Origin of the sequence: Bacillus sp. JJ783, assembly GCF_036963225.1 — a bacterium.
GTDB lineage: Bacteria > Bacillota > Bacilli > Bacillales > Bacillaceae_G > Bacillus_A > Bacillus_A cereus_U.
In genome coordinates this window covers 1-19,652 of the sequence record NZ_JBALMG010000108.1, presented here as the reverse complement: position 1 = coordinate 19,652, position 19,652 = coordinate 1, and the positions used below count along the sequence as shown (strand labels likewise).

The window sequence follows — 19,652 nt, the reverse complement described above, 5'->3', positions numbered from 1 at the left end:
AAATGGACTAACCTATATCAGGTTAGTCCATTTTCAAGTGTGTTAATTAATAGTAAATTCCCATCCGTAATTTCGCACGATTATCCCATCTTTTTTGTGCTTTTTGGAGCTTTTTGGTATTAAATCCTGACTCTCCATATGTATATTCTGTTAGCATTGGGTCCTCGTGTCCGAAGTTTCGTTCAGCATCTTTATAACCAATTAGATAATTCAATATTGATTCCCTCCCATATTAACTCTAGTATTATTATAATTTAATTGGGTTAAAATGGATAATTAAAAGTACCTAAACAACATATGTTGCTGTTTTAAAATCATCCCCAAAAGCATTAATCCACCTAAGACTACAAAACCAACCTCTAAAATGTTAAAGTAGTAACTTAACGACATTCATTTACACATGCTAAAAGCATTATTATAATCAACATTTCAGGAGGACAAACAATGGCTATAAGCAATAATGATATTTTAATTAGAGTAAGATATGCTCTGGATATAAAAGATATAGATATGGTGGAGATATTTAAACTTGGTGGCGTTGAAGTAACAAAAGAAGAAGTGCGAAAGATGCTGACAAAATTAAAAAACAGTTACTATGATGAAGTTGATGATATTGATGTAGTTGAATATGATTACGAAATAAAATGCAATAATGTTATGTTAGAGTCATTTTTGAATGGTTTTATTACTTTTAAAAGAGGAAAACAAGATCCAAAACCAGGGCAATCGGATAGACAAGCGATGTCTTTAAAGAGTAATGGAAGTGTTAATAATCTCGTTCTAAAAAAATTGAAGATAGCACTATCATTAACAAGTGAAGATATGCTTGATATATTAGAAGACGTAGGAGTCATCGTAACAAAAGGGGAATTAAGCGCTCTACTAAGAAAAGAAGGCCATAAGAATTACAAAGAGTGCGGTGATAGATACGCAAGGAATTTCTTAAAGGGATTAGCTGTAAGCTATAGAGGATAAGAAATAAGCATTGTAACATTTATGTTAAAACAGTAAATGGTATAATAGCTAGAGTAGGTCGTTTGTAGCCTACTCTTTTTTATTTATAAAAATAACATAAACAAATATGCTAGGTGATGAAATGATACATACATATTCAGGTGAGACAATTAATTTTCATATAACTTATAAGAAGAAAAAATCAGTACGTCTTTTTGTAGATTCTTACGGAAATGTTGAGGTGCAAGCTCCGAAAGGGACACCTGTTGAATACTTAGTCCAGTTGCTAGAGGAGAAATGGGATTGGATTCAGAAAACACGTAAGGAAATGCAGGAGCGGGCGCTTGGACCACAGGAAAAGGATTATGATCAAGGAGAGGGCTTTCTGTATTTAGGGAGTACGTATCCGATACAGATTTCTCAAGATGCAAGTATTACGCAAGACAATGCAGTTTTTGAAGGGGATAAGCTACACATTTATGTGAATGAGCTTAAGGATGAGAAAATACAACAAGCTTTAAAACGTTTTTACTATAAACAGTGCAAGGCATTAGTAGAAAAGAGTATTAAAGCACATCAAAGCAACTTTAAAACAAAGCCTCGTTCTATTCGTATTACAGATAGTAGTCGTACGTGGGGAACTTGTGATTCAAATCTACAACTAACATTCAATTGGAAGCTAGCGATGGCACCACAGCAGGTAATTGACTATGTAGTTGTTCATGAAATGTGTCATATGGTTCATTTAAATCATGATCGATCTTTTTGGCGTCTTGTTGGGAAGATAATGCCTGATTATAAGGAAATGGAAAACTGGTTAGCGTTATCGAGTTGGAAGATGACGGTTTAGTAATGCGCTTTATATAGGTTGCGATTATTGTCAATACTTGTCGGTAAGTCGATATATTTCAAAAATCGCTGATATATTTGGAGTTGCGGTCAATATATTCAAAAAATCGCTCATATAATCTCATTTACCAGGTAATTATTGAATGAGGAGAAAGTAAAAGGAGATGTCACAGTGGACATCTCCTTTTACGGGTGTAGGAATTATCGTCCAAACTTCACAACGAAATTCCCATCTATTTTCTCCATCTCATATCCACGATACCCCTCCGAAAGTAACGCTTGCTTTTCACTAACATCACTCATCGGAATATCTTTAACATCCGTCCAATCTCTTTCTGTATCCTTACGCAATTCCTTCACAAAAACATACCGCATACTACCGCCATACTTCTCCTTCAGCGCAGCAATTTCCATTCCTTGCGCGAACTTATCTTTTAAACTAGGAATGTTAAAAGGTGCAACGGTGCAGCAAACGTAATCGTATTTGCTGTCTTCTTTTTGTAATTCATCCATGATGACTGTGGCTAATATTTTTTGCATACCATTTCCTCGGCAGTTTGGATGAACGTTTGAGATTTCTTGATAGATGACGCGGTGTAGCTGACTTTCTGGTAGACCAATATCAAGCCCTAAATGTTCATCGTCGATAGGAGGGACTAGTAGGGCACGAAATGCGATGAGCTCGTTTTGTATAAAGGCACCGATCATCATTCCGTTTCCTTCTAGAATGTATTGAAATTCTTCTTGTGAAAGTGGTTGTAAACGACCTTTATCTTCTAATGCTTCAATTACAACGTTTTGTAGTGATAAAATTTGTTCGATATGCTCTCTTGATAGTAATGTAACGTGAAATGACTCGTTATTTTGTTTTAATGAACCTTCATATAGAACTGTCATGTATGAGTCCTCCTTTAGCGTACAACGTCTTGAAAGACGGTTAATTCTTGTAATGTACTTTCGTTTATTTCAATGCCGAGTCCCGGCTTTTCGTTTAAGCGAATAAATGGTACGTCGTAATGTAAGTTTCCGATGTCTTTCGTGAATTTTAATGGTCCTGTCAGCTCGACGCTAGTAATGATTTTTTTTGAGAAAGCGACATGGAATCCTGCGGAAGAGGCAACAGATGATTCGACCATGGATCCAACTTGGCATTCAATGCCTGCCATTTCAGCTTGATGAGCGAGTTTTACAGCTGGATATATGCCGCCGCATTTCATTAGTTTTATATTCACTTTATCAGCTGCGTCTAATTTAATAATTTGGCGCATTTCACGAGAGCCTTTTAATCCTTCATCAATCATAAGAGGAAGATCTGTTTTAGAACGAATGTGAGCCATTGCGTCAATATCATCGGCTACAACAGGCTGTTCAATCCAGTCGATGTTTAAATGTCCTAATGAACGAAGTGCTGTTAATGTGTTTGCGCTATTTTTCCAGCCTTGGTTTACATCAACGCGAATCGCGATATCATTTCCTACACGTTCACGTACAGCTTCAATTCGTTTTACATCTTCTTTTACATTCGTGCCGACTTTCATTTTGAAAGATTGGTAACCTTTCTTAATCATAGAGGCAGCTTCCTCAGCCATATTTTCGGGACCTGCAATACTTAAGACGTGAGTGACAGGAAATTCTTCATGGTAGCGTCCGCCAATTAATTGATATACAGGTTGATTTAATTTTTTACCGAGTATATCAAAACAAGCGATATCAATCGCAGCTTTCGCAGTAGGAATACCGTAAATTGTATTGTCCATCATATCGTGTATTTTCTCGATATTCATCGGGTTTTGTCCGATAAGAGCAGGAGCTAGTGTATGTTTTAAAACATGGAAAGTACTTGCCCATGATTCACCTGTAACGTGATCATCGGCAACGCCTTCGCCGAAACCGATAATACCTTCATCTGTTTCCATTTTGACGATAATAGAAGGCATATCAGAATAAGAACCATAACTAATAACAAACGGATCGCGAAGCGGTAAACGAATTGCGTAAAGATGAATAGCTGTAATTTTCATTGAATAAAGACCCCTTCCTGTTTACAATGGTTTTGTACATTTGATATAGTTGACGTTAAATAGTCGTTAATTAATGATAAGGAGTTAGAGAAAATGATGATAAAAATTGCAGTTGTCGGTTCAAAAGAGTTTATGGAGAATCTTTTACCTATTGCTCATAAACTAGAAGAAATAGAGATTGATCCATATATTTACCTTCACCCGGCAGAATCTTCTGAAATATTAAAGCGTTTAAAACCTTGTGATGTTATCTTTTTCTCAGGTGCTTTACCTTATTATATGGCAAAAGAAATAAGAGAACAATTACGAATTCCAAGTACGTACTTACAGCAAGACGAGACAACTGTCGCATCTTCACTCCTTTCTATAATATATCATCAAAGTATTCAACCTCATAAAATTTCAATTGATTTAGTAGATCGTTCGTTTATTACAAATGTGTTCCATGATATCGGTCTGAAAGAAACGCCGCAAGTGATGGATTATGAAAATATGTTATGGAGTAATGATGAAATTAAGAGCATCATTGATTTTCATTTAGCTAAATATCAATCTGGAGAGGTCGATTTAGCTTTAACTAGTATTCACGCTGTCTACGACGAACTTCAAAAAATAGGTATTCCTTCAGAGCGTATGATAGACCCGACGCAATCAATTATACACGGGTTAAAAGATGCAAAAATAAAAGCTGAGTTAGCAAAAAGCCATTCAGCTACTGTTGGTGCTTGTATTATATCCTTTATAGAGTTACAAGAAAGATTGTTTGAACAATTAAATGTAATTTCAAAAGAATTACGTGGTTCATTTAAACAAGTTGATGAAATGACTTTTATTTTGTATACAACTCGTGGTGATATCGAATCGAGTACAAAAACAAATGCGATAGATCGTTTATTTACGAATATAGAAGGAGTGGTATCTATTGGATTTGGTTACGGAAAAACAATAAATGAAGCGGAACAAAATGCAAAAATCGCTCAAGGTTTCGCAAAAAATAATCCGATAGAGCGCCGCTTTTATATACTAACAAGTGATAAAGAATTATTTGGTCCGTTCCCGAAAGAACAGAGGGTACAAAGTTTAAAAAACGATAATCCTGAATTAATGAAAATAGCGAAGGAAACGAAGCTTAGTCCTGCAAACTTGTCAAAAATTATTCAGTTTAGTCAGTCGCATCCATCATTGAAATTTACAGCGGCCGATCTTTCTGAGTACTTACAAGTGACTCGGCGATCGACGGAAAGGCTGTTAAAGAAATTAGTTGATTACAGGTATGCCAATATTTGCGGCGAGGAAATGCCCTATCAACAAGGGCGCCCTCGCGCAATATATGAGCTGAATTTACCGTTGTATTCGTTTCAAAAATTTTAAGCTTCTAGTTGCGCTTTTTGTTTTTTCAATAGGTCTGCTTTTTCAATATCCGATAGCTTCGTAATTGTGAAGCCAGTTATACCATAAATGATTGAAATAATAGGTACGATGAAATTCAATATAGCATAAGGAGCATATTCGAATGCACCGACTCCAAGTGTTGCGAGTATAAATACACCACATGTATTCCAAGGTACGAAAACAGAAGTTAATGTTCCACCATCTTCTAATGCTCTGGATAAATTTTTAGAATGTAGCCCTTTTTCTGTGTACGCATTTGCATACATTCTTGAAGGAACAACAATCGAAATATATTGTTCAGAGCAAGTAAGATTCGTTGCAAAGCAAGATGCGATAGTAGAAGCGATAAGTCCTTTTGATGATGTCGCTAATTTTAAAATTTGATTTACAATTGAGCGAAGAATGCCAGTATGTTCTAGTACTCCTCCGAAAGTCATAGCGACAATTGTCATAGAAACTGTATTCATCATCGAATCTAAGCCACCGCGGTTAAATAGTTCGTCTACTAGCTTGTTTCCAGTGTCTATGACAAATCCAGTTTGGAGTGCACCGACAGATGCTGAGACAGAACCACCTTGAATAAAGACTTGTGATAAAAATCCTAAAATAATACCTACGAGAATAGCTGGTATAGCTGGTACTTTTTTAGCGACCAATACCATAACGACTACGGGTATGATTAATAGGAAAGGCGAGATAACAAAGTTTTGTTGCAATACTTGTAACGTTTGATCGATGCTTTTTGCATCAATATTGTTATCACCGAAGCTTCTTCCTAATAAAGCATAGACGATAAGAGTAATAATTAAACCTGGAATTGTAGTAAATAACATATGACGAATATGTACGAATAAATCTGTATTTGTTAATCCTGCGGCTAAGTTTGTTGTGTCTGAAAGCGGTGACATTTTATCGCCAAAATAAGAGCCTGAAATAATGGCACCAGCAACCATTGGAGCTGGGATTCCCATACTTAGGCCAATTCCCATTCCTGCAACACCAATTGTTCCCATTGTAGACCAAGAGCTACCGATAGCTAATGCAACGATAGAACAAATAATTGTAATTGAAACTAAAAATAGTGATGGAGTTAAAAGTTTTAAGCCGTAATAAATCATAGTTGCGACGATTCCGCCGCCAATCCAAGCACCGATCGTTAAACCTACAAGAATAATGATAACGATAGCGGGTAATGCAAGGCGAATTCCTTTATACATCGATTCTTCAATGTCATTCCATTTGTAACCGTATCGCCAAGCGACGATAGAAGCAACGGTTGTACCGATAATAAGTGGGACGTGAGGGCTTTGTTCTAATACAACAATTGTAACCATCATAACTGCAACTGTAATGATAATAGGGATTATTGCTATGCTAAAAGGTATTTCTCTTTTCATAAACTGCCTCCTCATTATTTATGTTTGTATTTTTAGAATTGTCGCAAAATAGACGTTATTAAGTTATAATAACTAAAAATAGATGTAAGCGTCAATATAAAAACAGAAAATATCGAATGTTCTATTTGTATGGATATCTTTATAAGGTGAGTTGAAATCGGGTATTAACGGTATTAAAAAATAAATAATTGACTTTTTTCTTAAAATTCAATATGTTCATAAAAACATCTGTTTTTCATAAGTATAATTAATCTGAATGGTTTGTAATTAGGGGAAGGAGAATGAAGCTTTGAAAACATTAGAACTACAAGAGCGTTTAACTGAAATTTTTCAGCATTTACATGAAAACCCTGAAGTAAGCTGGAAGGAATATGAAACGACAGCTTATATTACTAACTTTCTAAAAGAAGAAGGAATTTCATATAAAATATTTGATGATTGCCCTGGCGTGATTGCTGAAATCGGAAGAGGGAATCCAGTTATCGCGATTCGTGCTGATATGGATGCACTATGGCAAGAAGTAGACGGAGAATTTAAAGCGAATCACTCATGCGGCCACGATGCTCATATGACGATTGTGATGGGCCTTATTTTACAATTGAAAAATATGAGATGGGATAGCGGTACTGTTAGATTTATTTTTCAGCCGGCAGAGGAAAAAGGAAATGGTTCCTTAAAGATGGTAGAGAAGGGCGCCGTGGATGATGCAGATTTCTTATTTGGTGTTCATTTAAGGCCGATTGAAGAACTGCCTTTGAAACAAGCTGCACCATCTATTCGTCACGGAGCAGCAGGATTTTTAGAAGGTATGATTCATGGAGATGATGCACACGGGGCACGCCCACATCAAGGTATAAATGCAATTGATGTCATTTCGATGATCAATATTGGATTGAAAAATATATGGTTACCGCCGCAGACGTCTTATTCTGTTAAGATGACGAGATGCCAAGCTGGTGGTGATAATCTAAATATTATTCCAGGTAACGGACATTTTAGTTTAGATGTAAGAGCAGAAAATAACATATTACTAGATGAATTGAAGCGAAAAATAGAGCAAGTAATTCAGTCAGCTGAATCAATGGGATCTAAACTTTCTTATGAGTGGATTGATCTCGTACCAGGAGCTGAAGTGTCAGAAGAAGCTGAGCGTTTCATGCGAAAAGGTATTCTTGAAGTATACGGGGAAGAGGGATGTACTGGACCACTGTATACGACAGGAAGCGATGATTTCCATTACTACACAGTGAAGAGACCGCATTTAAAAGCTGTCATGCTTGGACTAGGGGCGAACTTACAACCTGGATTACACCATCCGTATATGAAGTTTGATCATAGCTGTATAATGGATGGAGTAGAAATATTGAAACAGACTGTATTGAAAGTGCTGGAAGACAGGGGCTAGAAAGCTCCTGTTTTTTGTAGGAATTTGTCGTTAAGTCGATATATTCGATTTTGCAGCGATATAATTTCACGTATCAATTAATTTGATGAAAAATTCTCCTCTAGTACATGGTGTATAATAATAAGTACCATTTGTTAATAGGAGAAAAAAATGAACGAACAATATTACGATGCTGTATTAAATATAAAAACCGTTGGTGAGCAAAAAGGGTTTAATAAATCTATGCACTATCACCGTTATGAACCGACACCGTATAGCGGGTTGGATGAGTTATTGAATCAATATGAAATAAAAAGTAGCGATCGAATTGTAGACTTTGGGTGTGGAAAAGGGAGATTGAATTTTTACATGCATCATAAGTGCGATGCATCAGCGGTTGGAATTGAAATGAATGAAGCGTTTTATAAAGAAGCAATGGAAAACCGTGAGCGTTATGCAAGGAAGATAAGAAACAGTAAAGATAAAATTCAATTTGAATGTTGTTTAGCACAGGAATATGAGATTGATCCACGTGATAACCGGTTTTATTTCTTCAATCCATTTTCTGTCCAAGTGTTTATGAATGTAGTAAATAACATTTTGCTTTCGGTAGAAGAAACAGAGAGAGAAGTGGATATTATTTTATACTATCCTTCGGAGGATTATATTTTTTTCTTAGAGAATCAGACTGCATTTGAGCTGAAGAAGGAAGTAAGGTTACCGGGTGCTTATGAGAAGAATGGGAATGAGAGATTTTTAGTTTATACATTAGGATTATAAAAAAAGCAGGTGCCTTGGCACCTGCTTTTGTAAAACTCATGTCTATATAATTAGTTACGGATTAAGTAATCAAATGCGCCTAAAGCTGCATTTGCACCTGAACCCATAGAGATGATGATTTGTTTGTACGGATTATTTGTACAGTCACCTGCACCAAACACTCCTGGTACGTTTGTAGCGCCATGCTTGTCTGTTACGATTTCACCGCGAACACGTTCAACTGTTTCGCCTAACCAGTCTGTGTTTGGCACAAGACCGATTTGAACGAATACACCTTGTAATTCAACGTGATGAACTTCTTCAGTTTCACGATCGATGTAAGAAATACCGTTTACTTTATCAGTACCAGTGATTTCTTTCGTTTGAACGTTTTTCAGAACAGTTACGTTTGGTAAGCTGTTAAGACGTTCTTGTAATACAGCATCAGCTTTTAATTCTGGCATGAATTCAAGAACAGTTACGTGCTTAACAATACCTGCTAAGTCGATAGCTGCTTCAATACCAGAGTTACCACCGCCGATAACCGCTACATCTTTTCCGATGAATAATGGACCGTCACAGTGTGGGCAATATGCTACACCTTTGTTTTTGAACTCAGCTTCACCCGGTACGCCAACATTACGCCAGCGAGCACCTGTTGAAACGATTACGCTCTTACTTTTCAGAATAGCGCCGTTTTCAAGTTCCACTTCAATAAGTTCTTTTTTCTCTAAACGTTTCGCACGTTGTAGATTCATTACATCGATGTCGTATTCTTTTACGTGCTCTTCAAGGCTTGCTACTAGCTTAGGACCTTCAGTGCGTTTTACGCTGATGAAGTTCTCAATACCCATAGTATCCATTACTTGACCACCGAAGCGCTCAGCAACGATACCAGTGCGGATGCCTTTACGTGCTGCATAAATTGCTGCACTTGCACCAGCTGGGCCGCCACCAACAACAAGAACATCGTATGGATCTTTATCAGAAAGCTCTGATGCATCTGGACCGTTACCCATTTTAGCTAAAATTTCTTCAAGTGTCATACGACCACTTCCGAAAGATTCGCCGTTTAGGTAAACAGTTGGTACTGCCATGATGTCTTTGCTTTCTACTTCCTCTTTAAATGCAGCGCCATCAATCATAGTATGTGTAATACCAGAGTTTAGAACGCTCATTACGTTAAGAGCTTGTACAACATCAGGACAGTTATGACAACTTAGGCTGATATAAGATTCAAAATGATATTCGCCTTGAATGTTTTTGATTTGATCGATTAATTTTTGTTCAACTTTTGGAGCACGTCCACTAACTTGTAGTAAAGCTAACACTAATGAAGTAAATTCGTGTCCTAATGGAATACCAGCGAATACGACACCAGTGTCTTCGCCAGGGCGATTTACGCTAAAGCTTGGTGTTCTCTCTAGTTCAACTTTTTCTACTGTAATCTTAGATGACATAGTAGCTAATTCATCTACTAGAGATAACATATCTTTAGATACGTTATCGTCTCCTGCGCTTACTTTAAGTAAAATATTGTTCTCCATTAACTGAAGGTATTGGGATAGTTGTGTTTTTATATCTGCATCTAGTATCATTTTGATCGAACTCCTTAGATTTTGCCTACAAGGTCAAGGCTTGGTTTAAGTGTTGCAGAACCCTCTTGCCATTTAGCTGGACAAACTTCACCTGGGTTGTTACGTACGTATTGAGCTGCTTTAATTTTGTTAACAAGAATGCTTGCGTCACGGCCGATACCGTCAGCATTGATTTCCATAGATTGGATAACGCCGTCTGGATCGATGATGAATGTACCACGAGCAGCAAGACCTTCTTCTTCCATTAAAACGTTGAAGTTTGTAGTGATTGTGCGAGTTGGATCACCAATCATAATGTATTCGATTTTGCCGATAGTTTCTGAGCTATCATGCCATGCTTTGTGAGTGAAGTGAGTGTCTGTAGATACAGAGTATACTTCAACGCCTAAGTCTTTTAGAGTTGCGTATTGGTTTTGTAAGTCTTCAAGTTCAGTTGGACAAACGAATGTGAAGTCTGCTGGGTAGAAACAAACTACGCTCCATTTTCCTTTTAAACTTTCGTCAGTAACTTGAATAAATTCTCCATTATGGTAAGCATTAGCTTTAAACGGTTTTACTTCTGTGCCGATTAATAACATATTAAAATTCCTCCTAAAGGTTGGTTTTGAGCATCGGAAATTAGTTTGCTCATAAAATATATTTTTTAATTAACTATAATAATTCTAATTCGATATTAATTATCATATAGAAGTGGTTATTTTGTCAAGAGAATAAACCAACTTTATACCAATTTAATTAATATTTATTCTCAATTAAGGTTGTTAGGGAATTAAAAGGTAATTTTTAAGTCATAAATTTTCAATGAGTGTTTGAAAGAGTAGTGTTTATATTAGAGATAAGGTGTAAGTATAAATTCTTAGGAAGGAAATATTTCTTAGAAGTTGTAGATTTGAAAAGGAACTGCTTACTTCTATTTTACAAAGAATTGTGCAATAAATAAAACAAAATGTATCGGAATCTTTGTGAACAATTATTGTCATCTTAAATATATATAATAAGAAGTATATTTAAGATGAGAAATAGAAACATTGACGCTCATTTCTAACAAGATATAATAAAAGCGAGATATGTATTGCAATAGAGAAGATATAGTATAGATTGAAAAAATTTCAGTCTATTATTTTTTACGGCTTTTAGAAAACGTTTACATTTAGTGTGGAGGGGAAACCATGTCTAAGTTCACGAAGTATTTTTTAATGGAAGCTAAAGATGTGATCGCATATGTGCAAGAGAAATTACCCAAGTTCGAACATGTAAAGGGGCTAAAGTGTAAAGAAATAGGTGATGGTAATTTAAATTATGTGTTCCGCGTTTGGGATGAACAGAAGAACATTTCTGTCATTGTAAAGCAAGCTGGGGATACAGCGCGTATTTCAGATGAGTTTAAGTTGTCGACGAATCGAATCCGTATAGAATCAGATGTTTTGCGATTAGAAGGAGAGTTAGCATCTGGACTCGTGCCAAATGTATATTTGTTTGATAGTGTGATGAATTGTTGCGTGATGGAAGATTTATCAGATCACACAATATTGCGCACAGCACTCATAAATCATCAAATGTTTCCGAAGCTTGCTGATGATTTAACTACTTTTATGGTAAACACTCTTCTATTAACATCAGATGTTGTAATGAATCATAAAGAGAAGAAGGAACTCGTGAAGAATTATATAAATCCTGAGTTATGTGAGATTACAGAGGACCTCGTATATTCAGAGCCATTCACAAACCATAATAAACGCAACGAATTGTTTCAATTAAATGAAGGATGGATTAGGGAGCATATTTATAGTGATAAAGAGCTTCGTATGGAAGTAGCAAAACTTAAGTTTTCGTTTATGACGAATGCACAAGCGCTACTTCACGGTGATTTACATACTGGTTCTGTTTTTGTAAAAAGTGATTCTACAAAGGTTATTGATCCTGAATTTGCTTTTTATGGACCTATGGGATATGACGTTGGGAATATAATGGCGAATTTAATGTTTGCATGGGTGAATGCAGATGCAGTGATGCAATCTGGTATTGAGAAAGATACATATATGAACTGGATAGAATCTACCATGATAGATGTAATTGATTTATTTAAGAAGAAGTTTTTAGATGCTTGGGATATTCATGTGACAGAGATTATGGCGAAGGAAGAAGGCTTTAACCGAGTTTATTTACAATCTGTATTAGAGGATACAGCTGCAGTGACGGGTCTTGAGTTAATTCGTCGTATTGTTGGTCTAGCGAAGGTAAAGGATATGACTTGTATTGAGAATGACGCAGCGCGTGCTAGAGCGGAGCGAATTTGTCTTCAAGTAGCGAAGAAGTTTATTTTACAAGCGAATCAATATAAAACAGGTAGCAGCTTTGTAGAAACGTTAAAAAAACAGTCAATGCATAGTGCGAAATAAGGGGAGAAGATGATGACAGAGCAATTAATACCAATTCAGTGGAAAGATGATGCTTTAGTGTTATTGGATCAAACGGTATTACCGAACGAAGTAGTCTATGAATCTTTTAAAACGGCTGAGGGTGTGTGGGATGCGATTCAAGTAATGAAAGTACGAGGAGCGCCGGCAATAGGTGTTTCAGCAGCCTACGGTGTGTATTTAGGGGTAAATGAAGTTACTAAAAGTTCGGCGGAAGAATTCATATCGGAAGTAAAAAAGGTATGTGCATACTTAGCGACATCAAGACCGACGGCAGTAAATTTATTTTGGGCGCTTGAAAGAATGGAAAGTGTAGCGAAAGAGAATGCTCACTTATCAATTGCGCAGTTGAAAGATAGATTATTAGAAGAAGCAAAAGAGATTCATAGAGAAGATGAAGAAATTAACCGTCAAATTGGAGAACATGCATTAACATTATTTCATGATGGCATGGGGGTATTAACGCATTGTAATGCAGGTGCGTTAGCAACGACTAAGTATGGTACTGCGACAGCTCCAATGTACTTAGCGAAAGAAAAAGGATGGGACTTAAAAATCTATTCGGATGAAACACGCCCTAGATTACAAGGTTCAACGTTAACAGCATTAGAACTGCAGCGAGCGGGAATTGATGTAACGGTCATTACAGATAATATGGCAGCAATGGTCATGTCACAAGGGAAAATTGATGCAGTAATCGTTGGATGTGATCGTGTAGCAGCAAACGGGGATGTAGCAAATAAAATTGGAACATTAGGTGTTTCGATTTTGGCTAAATATTATAACATTCCGTTTTATGTAGCAGCACCAACGCCGACAATTGATTTGAAAACACTGACAGGAAAAGAAATTCCAATTGAAGAAAGGGATGCTTCTGAAGTGATTAATCGTTTCGGACAATACTCTGCTCCGCAAGAAAGTAAAGTATACAATCCGGCATTTGATGTCACACCATCTGACAATGTAACAGCGATTATTACGGAAAAAGGAATTGTGAAAGCACCGTTTACGGAGAATTTAAAAAAGCTATTTCAATAAGTAGATAGTTTTTTAGAAAAATAGTCATCATAAGCTTCATACTTAGGGGGATGTATATGTTACTGCAAAAAGAAAGAGAAGAAATTGTAGCGTACGGAAAGAAAATGATTTCTAGTGGTTTAACAAAGGGGACTGGGGGAAATATTAGTATTTTCAATCGTGAACAAGGTCTTGTTGCAATTAGCCCAAGCGGTTTAGATTATTATGAAACGACGCCTGAAGATGTAGTTATACTGAATTTAGATGGTGAAGTGATAGAGGGAGAGAGAAAACCATCAAGTGAATTAGATATGCATCTTATCTATTATAGAAATCGTGAAGATATAAATGCGCTTGTACATACACATTCTCCTTATGCGAAGACAATCGCATCATTAGGATGGGAACTTCCTGCTGTGTCATATTTAATTGCTTTTGCAGGTCCGAATGTCCGCTGTGCATCGTATGAAACGTTTGGTACGAAGCAGTTAGCAGAGGCTGCTTTTGAAGGAATGATTGATCGTCGTGCAGTTTTGCTTGCGAACCATGGTTTAATGGCTGGAGCGAATAATATAAAAATGGCGTTTACTATTGCAGAAGAAATAGAGTTTTGTGCTCAAATTTATTATCAAACGAAAAGTATCGGAGAACCGAAATTACTGCCAGAAGACGAGATGGAGAATTTGGCGAAGAAGTTTGAAGGGTATGGGCAGCAATAGAATGAAATGAAACCCCCCTCAAGAAAAAATCTTGAGGGGGGTTCTTTATGCTTTCTTGAGCAACAAATACATAAAGTAAGGTGCACCAATTAAAGCAACGACAATACCAGCGGGAATACCGTTAGGTTCAACGATATTTCGTCCGATTGTGTCTGCAAATAGTAATAGCCATCCACCAATTAAAACAGCGATTGGCATGAAGATTTGATGCCTTGGACCTACTAAAGATTTCGCGATGTGAGGAGCCATTAGTCCAATAAAGCTAATTCCACCTGTTACAGAAACAGCAGCGGCAGCAAGTGCAACGGCTGCGATTAATAAGTATCTTCGCTCTTTTTCAATTTCAATTCCAACACCGATTGCTACTGGCTCGTTTAATGCTAGTATATTTAATCGATTTGCTTTATAGAAGACAAATGGGATTAATACGATTAGCCAAGGAAGCATTGCTAAAACAAATGTCCAGTCATCTCCCCAAATGTTTCCGGCAATCCATTTGGCGATAAAGTCCACTTTCATACGATCAGCGGATGAAATAAGGACAATCATTATTCCAGATAGTGCAAATGAAAAACCGATGCCGGTTAATGTTAATCGTATTGGCTGAAGGCCGGTGGATTTACTATATGAAAATACGTAAATTAGAACAGCTGTTAGAAACGCACCGATAAATCCAACGACTGGTAGTAGGTAAAGGAATGAACCTACGTCTATCGGGAAGTATAGAAAGAAAACAGAAACTGCAACACCAGCACCAGCGTTAATGCCGAGAATACCAGGTTCAGCTAAATCGTTTCGGGTAATACCTTGTAATACAGCACCTGATAAAGCGAGTGCCATACCAGCTAATAATGTAATGACGATTCTAGGTAGCCTTAAAGAATATAAAACGAAGTCTTCTTTAAATGTACCTTGTCCCATAAGTGTTGGGATTAATCTGTCATAGGAGAGAGCGGCAGAACCGAGCCCCATTCCAATTACAATTGTTGTGATGGTAAGTATAAGTAATGCAAGTATGATAAGGCGTTGTTTCTTTAGAATAGATTGCATCATGAGAAAGTTCTTCCTCCTTTACGTACAATGAATAGGAAGAATGGTAATCCTACAATTGCAACGATTGCAGCAACTGGTGTTTCATACGGAGCGTTAATTGTACGTCCGATTGTATCTGCGAGCAGCATAAAGGAAGCACCAGCGATCGCTGACATCGGTATAACAAAACGGTAGTCTGGTCCAACGATTGGACGAACCATATGAGGTATCATTAAGCCGATAAATGCCATGTTTCCGACAAGCGCTACAGAAGCACCTGCAAGCAAGATAATAATGATAAATAAAATTGTTTTAATGACGATAATTTTTTGACCGAGTCCAACGGCAACTTCTTCACTGAAACTAAGAACTGTTAATTTCTTTGCAAGTAAGATAGCGATAAATATACTTATTGAAATAACCGGAATAATAATTTTTAATTGACTCCAACTCGTTCCAATTACGCCCCCAGCCGTCCACATTGATACATCTTGTGAAATTTTAAAGTAAATGCCGACTCCTTCTGAAATTGCGAGTAGAAATGCTGAAACAGCAGCACCGGCTAATACAATTCGAAGGGGAGAAAGTCCGCCCTTTTTCACCATGCCAATTCCGAATACCATAATAGCGCCAATTGCAGCGCCGATAAAGCAAGCTAGTGTTAAGTAAAGGTAGCTTATAGAAGGATTGAAGGCAAGTGTTAGTGCAAGTGCAGCATTTGCGCCACCAGTTAAGCCTAGTAATCCCGGATCGGCAAGTGGATTTCGTGTTAATCCTTGCATAATTGCACCAGAAACAGCGAGTCCAGCTCCTACAAAAATAGCAGCAACTTCACGTGGTAAACGTATTTCACGCAGGATGGATAGCTTATCTCCTTTAGCAGAGGAAGTAAGTGCTAACCATACGTCTTTTATAGAAGTATCTGCAGCACCTAACACCATTGCAAATATAAAAATAAGAAAGAATGCAATGATACTCAAAATTAATTTGTATGTAAAAGCGTTGGAACGTAGGTTGTCTTGCTCTTTTTTCATTTGTTTCACATCTTTTCTTTTCATAGAATAAAGGAAGAGGAATTCTTAAATTAAGAATTCCTCATGTTTGTATTATTGACCAAGAAAGCTCTTCTTGAAGAAGTCTAGTTGGAAATCTAATGTAAGTGGATCATTGAAATAGAATTCCATCATGTTTGCTTCATATACACGATTATTTTTTACTGCTGGAATGTTTTTATATGATTCTGTCTCTTGGAATGAGTTATCAGTATCTTTGTTTTTACTTACGATTAAGTAATCACCAGCGAACTCAGGTAATACCTCAGTAGATAATGCGTAGTATCCTTCTTTTAAAGCTTTTTCTTTTACTTTTTCAGGCATTTTTAATTTCATTTCTTGGTAAAGAATTTCTGTTCCACGGCCCCAGTTTTCGCCGTATACGTAAAGCTGTTTGTTGAAGTTTTCAACAACAGAAACTGTTGCATCTTCACCGATCTTCGCTTTAATGTCTTTTCCAGCTGTTTGTGCGCGTTTCTTGAAATCATCAACCCAAGTTTTTGCTTCTTTTTCTTTATTTAATAATTTACCGATTTCTAAGTGTTGTGTTAAGTAATCAACTTTTCCGTAAGTGTATGTTACAGTAGGAGCGATTTTCTTTAACTTATCAACATTTTTAATATTTGATAACCCAATGATTAAATCTGGATTTAATTCAGCAATTTTTTCAACATTCTCATCTGATACTTCAGCGACATTCTTCAGTTTGCTATCGAAACGTGGGTTTTGTTTAGACCATGAGTCTACCCCAACAAGGTTTACACCTAATGACATTACGTTACCAGCGAATGATGATAGGACAACAACACGTTGTGGATTTGCTGGAACTTCTACTTTACCATTTTCTGATTGGTATGTAATTGTTTCTGATTTTTTACCTTTTGCGTCGTTCTTCTTGTCTGTTGAACCATTGCTACAAGCACTCATAACAAGGACGAACAGAACTGTTAGTGAAATAAATAATTTTTTCATCGTCTTTCTCCTTTTGATAGATGATATGTGATATACAATAAATTGTTTAGCTTTAATCTTTTGAAAAGTTAGTGGTAATACAAAAGTCTTATTAACAATCTTGAATATGAGATTTTACCATATAGTATTCACCATAGTAATAGAAGAAGATGTAATCTCACAGTTGCTAATAATTAACAAATTGATAATGATTATCACTATTGATTCTTTAAATACTATAATTTTATATAGGTGTATTGTCAATAGTGATTTTGATTGTAAAATTTATAAAAACAAGTTATATTTTATTGAGAATGATAATCAATGACTAATAGCTGAGGAGTGAGCTCGAATGAATCAAGAAGAATTGTTTGATGTAACCGTGATAGGCGGAGGGCCTGCGGGGCTTTATTCAGCTTTTTATAGTGGACTAAGAGAAATGAAAACGAAAATAATAGAATTTCAACCACAGTTAGGTGGAAAAATACATGTTTATCCGGAGAAAATGATTTGGGATATTGGCGGATTATTACCGGTTACTGGTGAGAAATTAATTGAGCAACTTGTACAACAAGGATTAACATTTCAGCCTGAAGTTGTATTGAATACAAAAATAGAATCAATTATTCGTAATCAGGATGGCATTTTTACGTTGAAAACAAGCTCTGGGGAAGAACATTTTTCCAAAACAGTGATTGTCGCAACTGGGAGTGGTATATTGAATCCACAAAAGTTATCAATTGAGGGTGCGGAGAGATTCGAAGTCTCAAATTTAAATTATACAGTTAAATCGTTAAAACGTTTCAAAGATAAAACGGTAATTATTTCAGGCGGAGGGAACTCTGCAATTGATTGGGCGAATGAATTAGAACCAATCGCGAAAAAAGTTTATTTAACATATAGAAAAGAAGAATTATCTGGTCATGAAGCACAAGTAAAACAACTTATGAACAGTTCAGCGGAATGTTTCTTTAATACATCGATTACAAAATTAATTGCCGGTGATAACCATGAAGCGATTGAACATGTAGAATTAACAAATCATGAAACTGGAGAGGTTTCTCATTTACCTGTTGAAGAAGTTATTATTAATCATGGATATGAACGTGACATTACATTATTGGAAAATAGTGAGCTAGATGTCGCAATTGTGGATAATTACTTTATCGCAGGGAATGCAAATAGTGAGTCCTCGGTAGATGGATTATATGCCGCTGGAGATATTTTAAAGCATGAAGGGAAATTACATTTAATTGCAGGGGCGTTCCAAGATGCTGGAAATGCTGTGAATAAAGCGAAACAATTTATTCAACCAGATGCAAGTGAGTACGGAATGGTTTCTTCGCATAATGAAGTATTTAAGAAGAGAAATCGAGAGTTAATTAAGCAGATGATGAAATAATTTGTAATAGTAAATAAAACAGAGGGATCTTCTTAGATGCCTCTGTTTTATTTATATAGATTAATGTCATTCGATTATTTCTAATTTTAATACGTCTAATTCAATGTTCGTTGCAATTAAATTATGTTTCTTTTCTAAACAATGGGCAATAATAGCGTCTCGTGTATCTCTAAAATATAATTCATTATAACCTCCTTTTTTAAAAAAAAGGTTAGTTTCAGAAACGTTTAATGGAAAAGCAAAGCATAAACTAATTAACGTATTTCTACTTGGATGTTTTTGCCCTTTTTTAATCTGATAAAAATAAGATTTACTCAAGTTGGCTGCATTAAAGATATCTGTATTTTTCACATCAAGTTTTTCACAGATTTTTTCAATATAATAGCCGATTAAGGTTGGTTGTGCTTTTATATCATTGTTTAATATATTTATCTTTTTAATTAGTGCCTGTACATTTAATGCACCTAAGACTATAGATGTTAAGGGAGTGTACGAGAGAGCGCTAGTGGCACCTATAGGTTTTAGTTCACTTGTAATCTCTAATATAATATTGCGTTCTGGTTCCATAGATTTCCTCCGTTCGGTCTGCTTTCAGTGGACCATTTTTCATAACCATATATGTATAATCAAATTATAGTAATGAACTGCAGAAAAAGGTAGTGGTATAAAAAATAATATAAGGATTTGATAGTATGCTAGAAAATATAA

At 36.1% G+C, this 19,652-nt stretch carries 19 protein-coding genes; 9 read left to right on the top strand and 10 right to left on the bottom strand.

Translation table 11 applies throughout. From position 1 onward, the window contains the following. Positions 1–46 precede the first annotated feature (46 nt). Positions 47–214, bottom strand: a complete 168-nt coding sequence (locus V7038_RS21570; RefSeq protein ID WP_002113551.1) for a hypothetical protein — start codon at positions 212–214, stop codon at positions 47–49. Positions 215–444: 230 nt separating this feature from the next. Between V7038_RS21570 and V7038_RS21565 the strand changes: the two genes are divergently transcribed. After that, positions 445–975, top strand: coding sequence for a DUF1456 family protein (locus tag V7038_RS21565; protein WP_002113552.1), 531 nt, complete (start codon positions 445–447; stop codon positions 973–975). A gap of 121 nt (positions 976–1,096) precedes the next feature. After that, positions 1,097–1,804, top strand: coding sequence for a M48 family metallopeptidase (locus V7038_RS21560; protein WP_002113555.1), 708 nt, complete (start codon positions 1,097–1,099; stop codon positions 1,802–1,804). A 200-nt stretch (positions 1,805–2,004) separates the two neighbouring features. Here the strand turns inward: V7038_RS21560 and V7038_RS21555 are convergent, their stop codons facing one another. After that, on the bottom strand, positions 2,005–2,700 hold the full coding sequence (locus V7038_RS21555) for a hypothetical protein (protein ID WP_002113557.1): 696 nt from the start codon (positions 2,698–2,700) through the stop codon (positions 2,005–2,007). A gap of 14 nt (positions 2,701–2,714) precedes the next feature. Then, positions 2,715–3,824 (bottom strand): mandelate racemase/muconate lactonizing enzyme family protein, encoded by a 1,110-nt coding sequence (locus tag V7038_RS21550; RefSeq protein WP_070138674.1) that lies wholly within the window; start codon positions 3,822–3,824, stop codon positions 2,715–2,717. A 93-nt stretch (positions 3,825–3,917) separates the two neighbouring features. Between V7038_RS21550 and V7038_RS21545 the strand changes: the two genes are divergently transcribed. Beyond that, on the top strand, positions 3,918–5,195 hold the full coding sequence (locus V7038_RS21545; RefSeq protein WP_335695619.1) for a transcriptional regulator: 1,278 nt from the start codon (positions 3,918–3,920) through the stop codon (positions 5,193–5,195). On the opposite strand, the gene nhaC is transcribed toward V7038_RS21545, so the two are convergent. Next, positions 5,192–6,613 (bottom strand): Na+/H+ antiporter NhaC, encoded by a 1,422-nt coding sequence (gene nhaC / locus V7038_RS21540; protein WP_002113566.1) that lies wholly within the window; start codon positions 6,611–6,613, stop codon positions 5,192–5,194. The genes V7038_RS21545 and nhaC overlap by 4 nt on opposite strands. Positions 6,614–6,902: 289 nt before the next feature. Between nhaC and V7038_RS21535 the strand changes: the two genes are divergently transcribed. Then, positions 6,903–8,018, top strand: coding sequence for a M20 peptidase aminoacylase family protein (locus V7038_RS21535; RefSeq protein ID WP_002113570.1), 1,116 nt, complete (start codon positions 6,903–6,905; stop codon positions 8,016–8,018). 150 nt (positions 8,019–8,168) lie between these two features. After that, the gene (locus V7038_RS21530; RefSeq protein WP_002113571.1) at positions 8,169–8,777 is read left to right on the top strand and encodes an SAM-dependent methyltransferase; all 609 of its coding nucleotides are present in this window, start codon (positions 8,169–8,171) and stop codon (positions 8,775–8,777) included. 50 nt (positions 8,778–8,827) lie between these two features. On the opposite strand, the gene ahpF is transcribed toward V7038_RS21530, so the two are convergent. After that, positions 8,828–10,354, bottom strand: coding sequence for an alkyl hydroperoxide reductase subunit F (gene ahpF, locus V7038_RS21525; protein WP_002113574.1), 1,527 nt, complete (start codon positions 10,352–10,354; stop codon positions 8,828–8,830). Between the two features lie 14 nt (positions 10,355–10,368). Further along, the gene (ahpC, locus tag V7038_RS21520) at positions 10,369–10,932 is read right to left on the bottom strand and encodes an alkyl hydroperoxide reductase subunit C (protein ID WP_000924420.1); all 564 of its coding nucleotides are present in this window, start codon (positions 10,930–10,932) and stop codon (positions 10,369–10,371) included. A gap of 591 nt (positions 10,933–11,523) precedes the next feature. Between ahpC and mtnK the strand changes: the two genes are divergently transcribed. Genes mtnK through V7038_RS21505 form a run of 3 tightly spaced genes read left to right on the top strand, consistent with a single transcriptional unit; the run spans position 11,524 to position 14,507 of the window. Beyond that, positions 11,524–12,753 carry an S-methyl-5-thioribose kinase gene (gene mtnK, locus V7038_RS21515; RefSeq protein WP_002113579.1) on the top strand — a complete coding sequence of 410 codons (1,230 nt, stop codon included), beginning with the start codon at positions 11,524–11,526 and terminating at the stop codon, positions 12,751–12,753. A gap of 12 nt (positions 12,754–12,765) precedes the next feature. Continuing rightward, a complete protein-coding gene (mtnA, locus tag V7038_RS21510) occupies positions 12,766–13,809 on the top strand; it encodes an S-methyl-5-thioribose-1-phosphate isomerase (RefSeq protein WP_002113581.1) in 1,044 nt (347 codons plus the stop codon). Positions 13,810–13,865: 56 nt separating this feature from the next. After that, positions 13,866–14,507, top strand: coding sequence for an L-fuculose-phosphate aldolase (locus tag V7038_RS21505; protein WP_002113583.1), 642 nt, complete (start codon positions 13,866–13,868; stop codon positions 14,505–14,507). A gap of 45 nt (positions 14,508–14,552) precedes the next feature. On the opposite strand, the gene V7038_RS21500 is transcribed toward V7038_RS21505, so the two are convergent. Genes V7038_RS21500 through V7038_RS21490 form a run of 3 tightly spaced genes read right to left on the bottom strand, consistent with a single transcriptional unit; the run spans position 14,553 to position 17,563 of the window. Continuing rightward, the gene (locus V7038_RS21500) at positions 14,553–15,560 is read right to left on the bottom strand and encodes a FecCD family ABC transporter permease (protein WP_002113585.1); all 1,008 of its coding nucleotides are present in this window, start codon (positions 15,558–15,560) and stop codon (positions 14,553–14,555) included. Next, entirely contained in the window at positions 15,557–16,597 is a 1,041-nt protein-coding gene (locus tag V7038_RS21495) for a FecCD family ABC transporter permease (RefSeq protein WP_002113587.1), read from the bottom strand. The genes V7038_RS21500 and V7038_RS21495 overlap by 4 nt, the downstream gene beginning before the upstream one ends. A 48-nt stretch (positions 16,598–16,645) precedes the next feature. Then, a complete protein-coding gene (locus tag V7038_RS21490) occupies positions 16,646–17,563 on the bottom strand; it encodes an iron-hydroxamate ABC transporter substrate-binding protein (protein WP_000732562.1) in 918 nt (305 codons plus the stop codon). A gap of 331 nt (positions 17,564–17,894) precedes the next feature. On the opposite strand from V7038_RS21490, the gene V7038_RS21485 reads away from it, so the two are divergent. Then, a complete protein-coding gene (locus tag V7038_RS21485; RefSeq protein ID WP_002113590.1) occupies positions 17,895–18,944 on the top strand; it encodes an NAD(P)/FAD-dependent oxidoreductase in 1,050 nt (349 codons plus the stop codon). A 66-nt stretch (positions 18,945–19,010) separates the two neighbouring features. Here V7038_RS21485 and V7038_RS21480 read toward each other — a convergent pair whose 3' ends face one another. Further along, positions 19,011–19,511, bottom strand: a complete 501-nt coding sequence (locus tag V7038_RS21480; protein ID WP_335695618.1) for a hypothetical protein — start codon at positions 19,509–19,511, stop codon at positions 19,011–19,013. Positions 19,512–19,652: the final 141 nt, after the last annotated feature.

Bases quoted from the DNA above. Each gene is read 5' to 3' on its own strand.
- V7038_RS21500 (WP_002113585.1), bottom strand. From the start codon at position 15,560: ATGATGCAATCTATTCTAAAGAAACAACGCCTTATCATACTTGCATTA.
- V7038_RS21555 (WP_002113557.1), bottom strand. From the start codon at position 2,700: ATGACAGTTCTATATGAAGGTTCATTAAAACAAAATAACGAGTCATTT.
- V7038_RS21530 (WP_002113571.1), top strand. From the start codon at position 8,169: ATGAACGAACAATATTACGATGCTGTATTAAATATAAAAACCGTTGGT.
- V7038_RS21495 (WP_002113587.1), bottom strand. From the start codon at position 16,597: ATGAAAAGAAAAGATGTGAAACAAATGAAAAAAGAGCAAGACAACCTA.
- V7038_RS21480 (WP_335695618.1), bottom strand. From the start codon at position 19,511: ATGGAACCAGAACGCAATATTATATTAGAGATTACAAGTGAACTAAAA.
- V7038_RS21505 (WP_002113583.1), top strand. From the start codon at position 13,866: ATGTTACTGCAAAAAGAAAGAGAAGAAATTGTAGCGTACGGAAAGAAA.
- V7038_RS21560 (WP_002113555.1), top strand. From the start codon at position 1,097: ATGATACATACATATTCAGGTGAGACAATTAATTTTCATATAACTTAT.
- nhaC (WP_002113566.1), bottom strand. From the start codon at position 6,613: ATGAAAAGAGAAATACCTTTTAGCATAGCAATAATCCCTATTATCATT.
- ahpF (WP_002113574.1), bottom strand. From the start codon at position 10,354: ATGATACTAGATGCAGATATAAAAACACAACTATCCCAATACCTTCAG.
- ahpC (WP_000924420.1), bottom strand. From the start codon at position 10,932: ATGTTATTAATCGGCACAGAAGTAAAACCGTTTAAAGCTAATGCTTAC.
- V7038_RS21490 (WP_000732562.1), bottom strand. From the start codon at position 17,563: ATGAAAAAATTATTTATTTCACTAACAGTTCTGTTCGTCCTTGTTATG.
- V7038_RS21565 (WP_002113552.1), top strand. From the start codon at position 445: ATGGCTATAAGCAATAATGATATTTTAATTAGAGTAAGATATGCTCTG.
- mtnK (WP_002113579.1), top strand. From the start codon at position 11,524: ATGTCTAAGTTCACGAAGTATTTTTTAATGGAAGCTAAAGATGTGATC.
- V7038_RS21485 (WP_002113590.1), top strand. From the start codon at position 17,895: ATGAATCAAGAAGAATTGTTTGATGTAACCGTGATAGGCGGAGGGCCT.
- V7038_RS21545 (WP_335695619.1), top strand. From the start codon at position 3,918: ATGATGATAAAAATTGCAGTTGTCGGTTCAAAAGAGTTTATGGAGAAT.
- mtnA (WP_002113581.1), top strand. From the start codon at position 12,766: ATGACAGAGCAATTAATACCAATTCAGTGGAAAGATGATGCTTTAGTG.
- V7038_RS21550 (WP_070138674.1), bottom strand. From the start codon at position 3,824: ATGAAAATTACAGCTATTCATCTTTACGCAATTCGTTTACCGCTTCGC.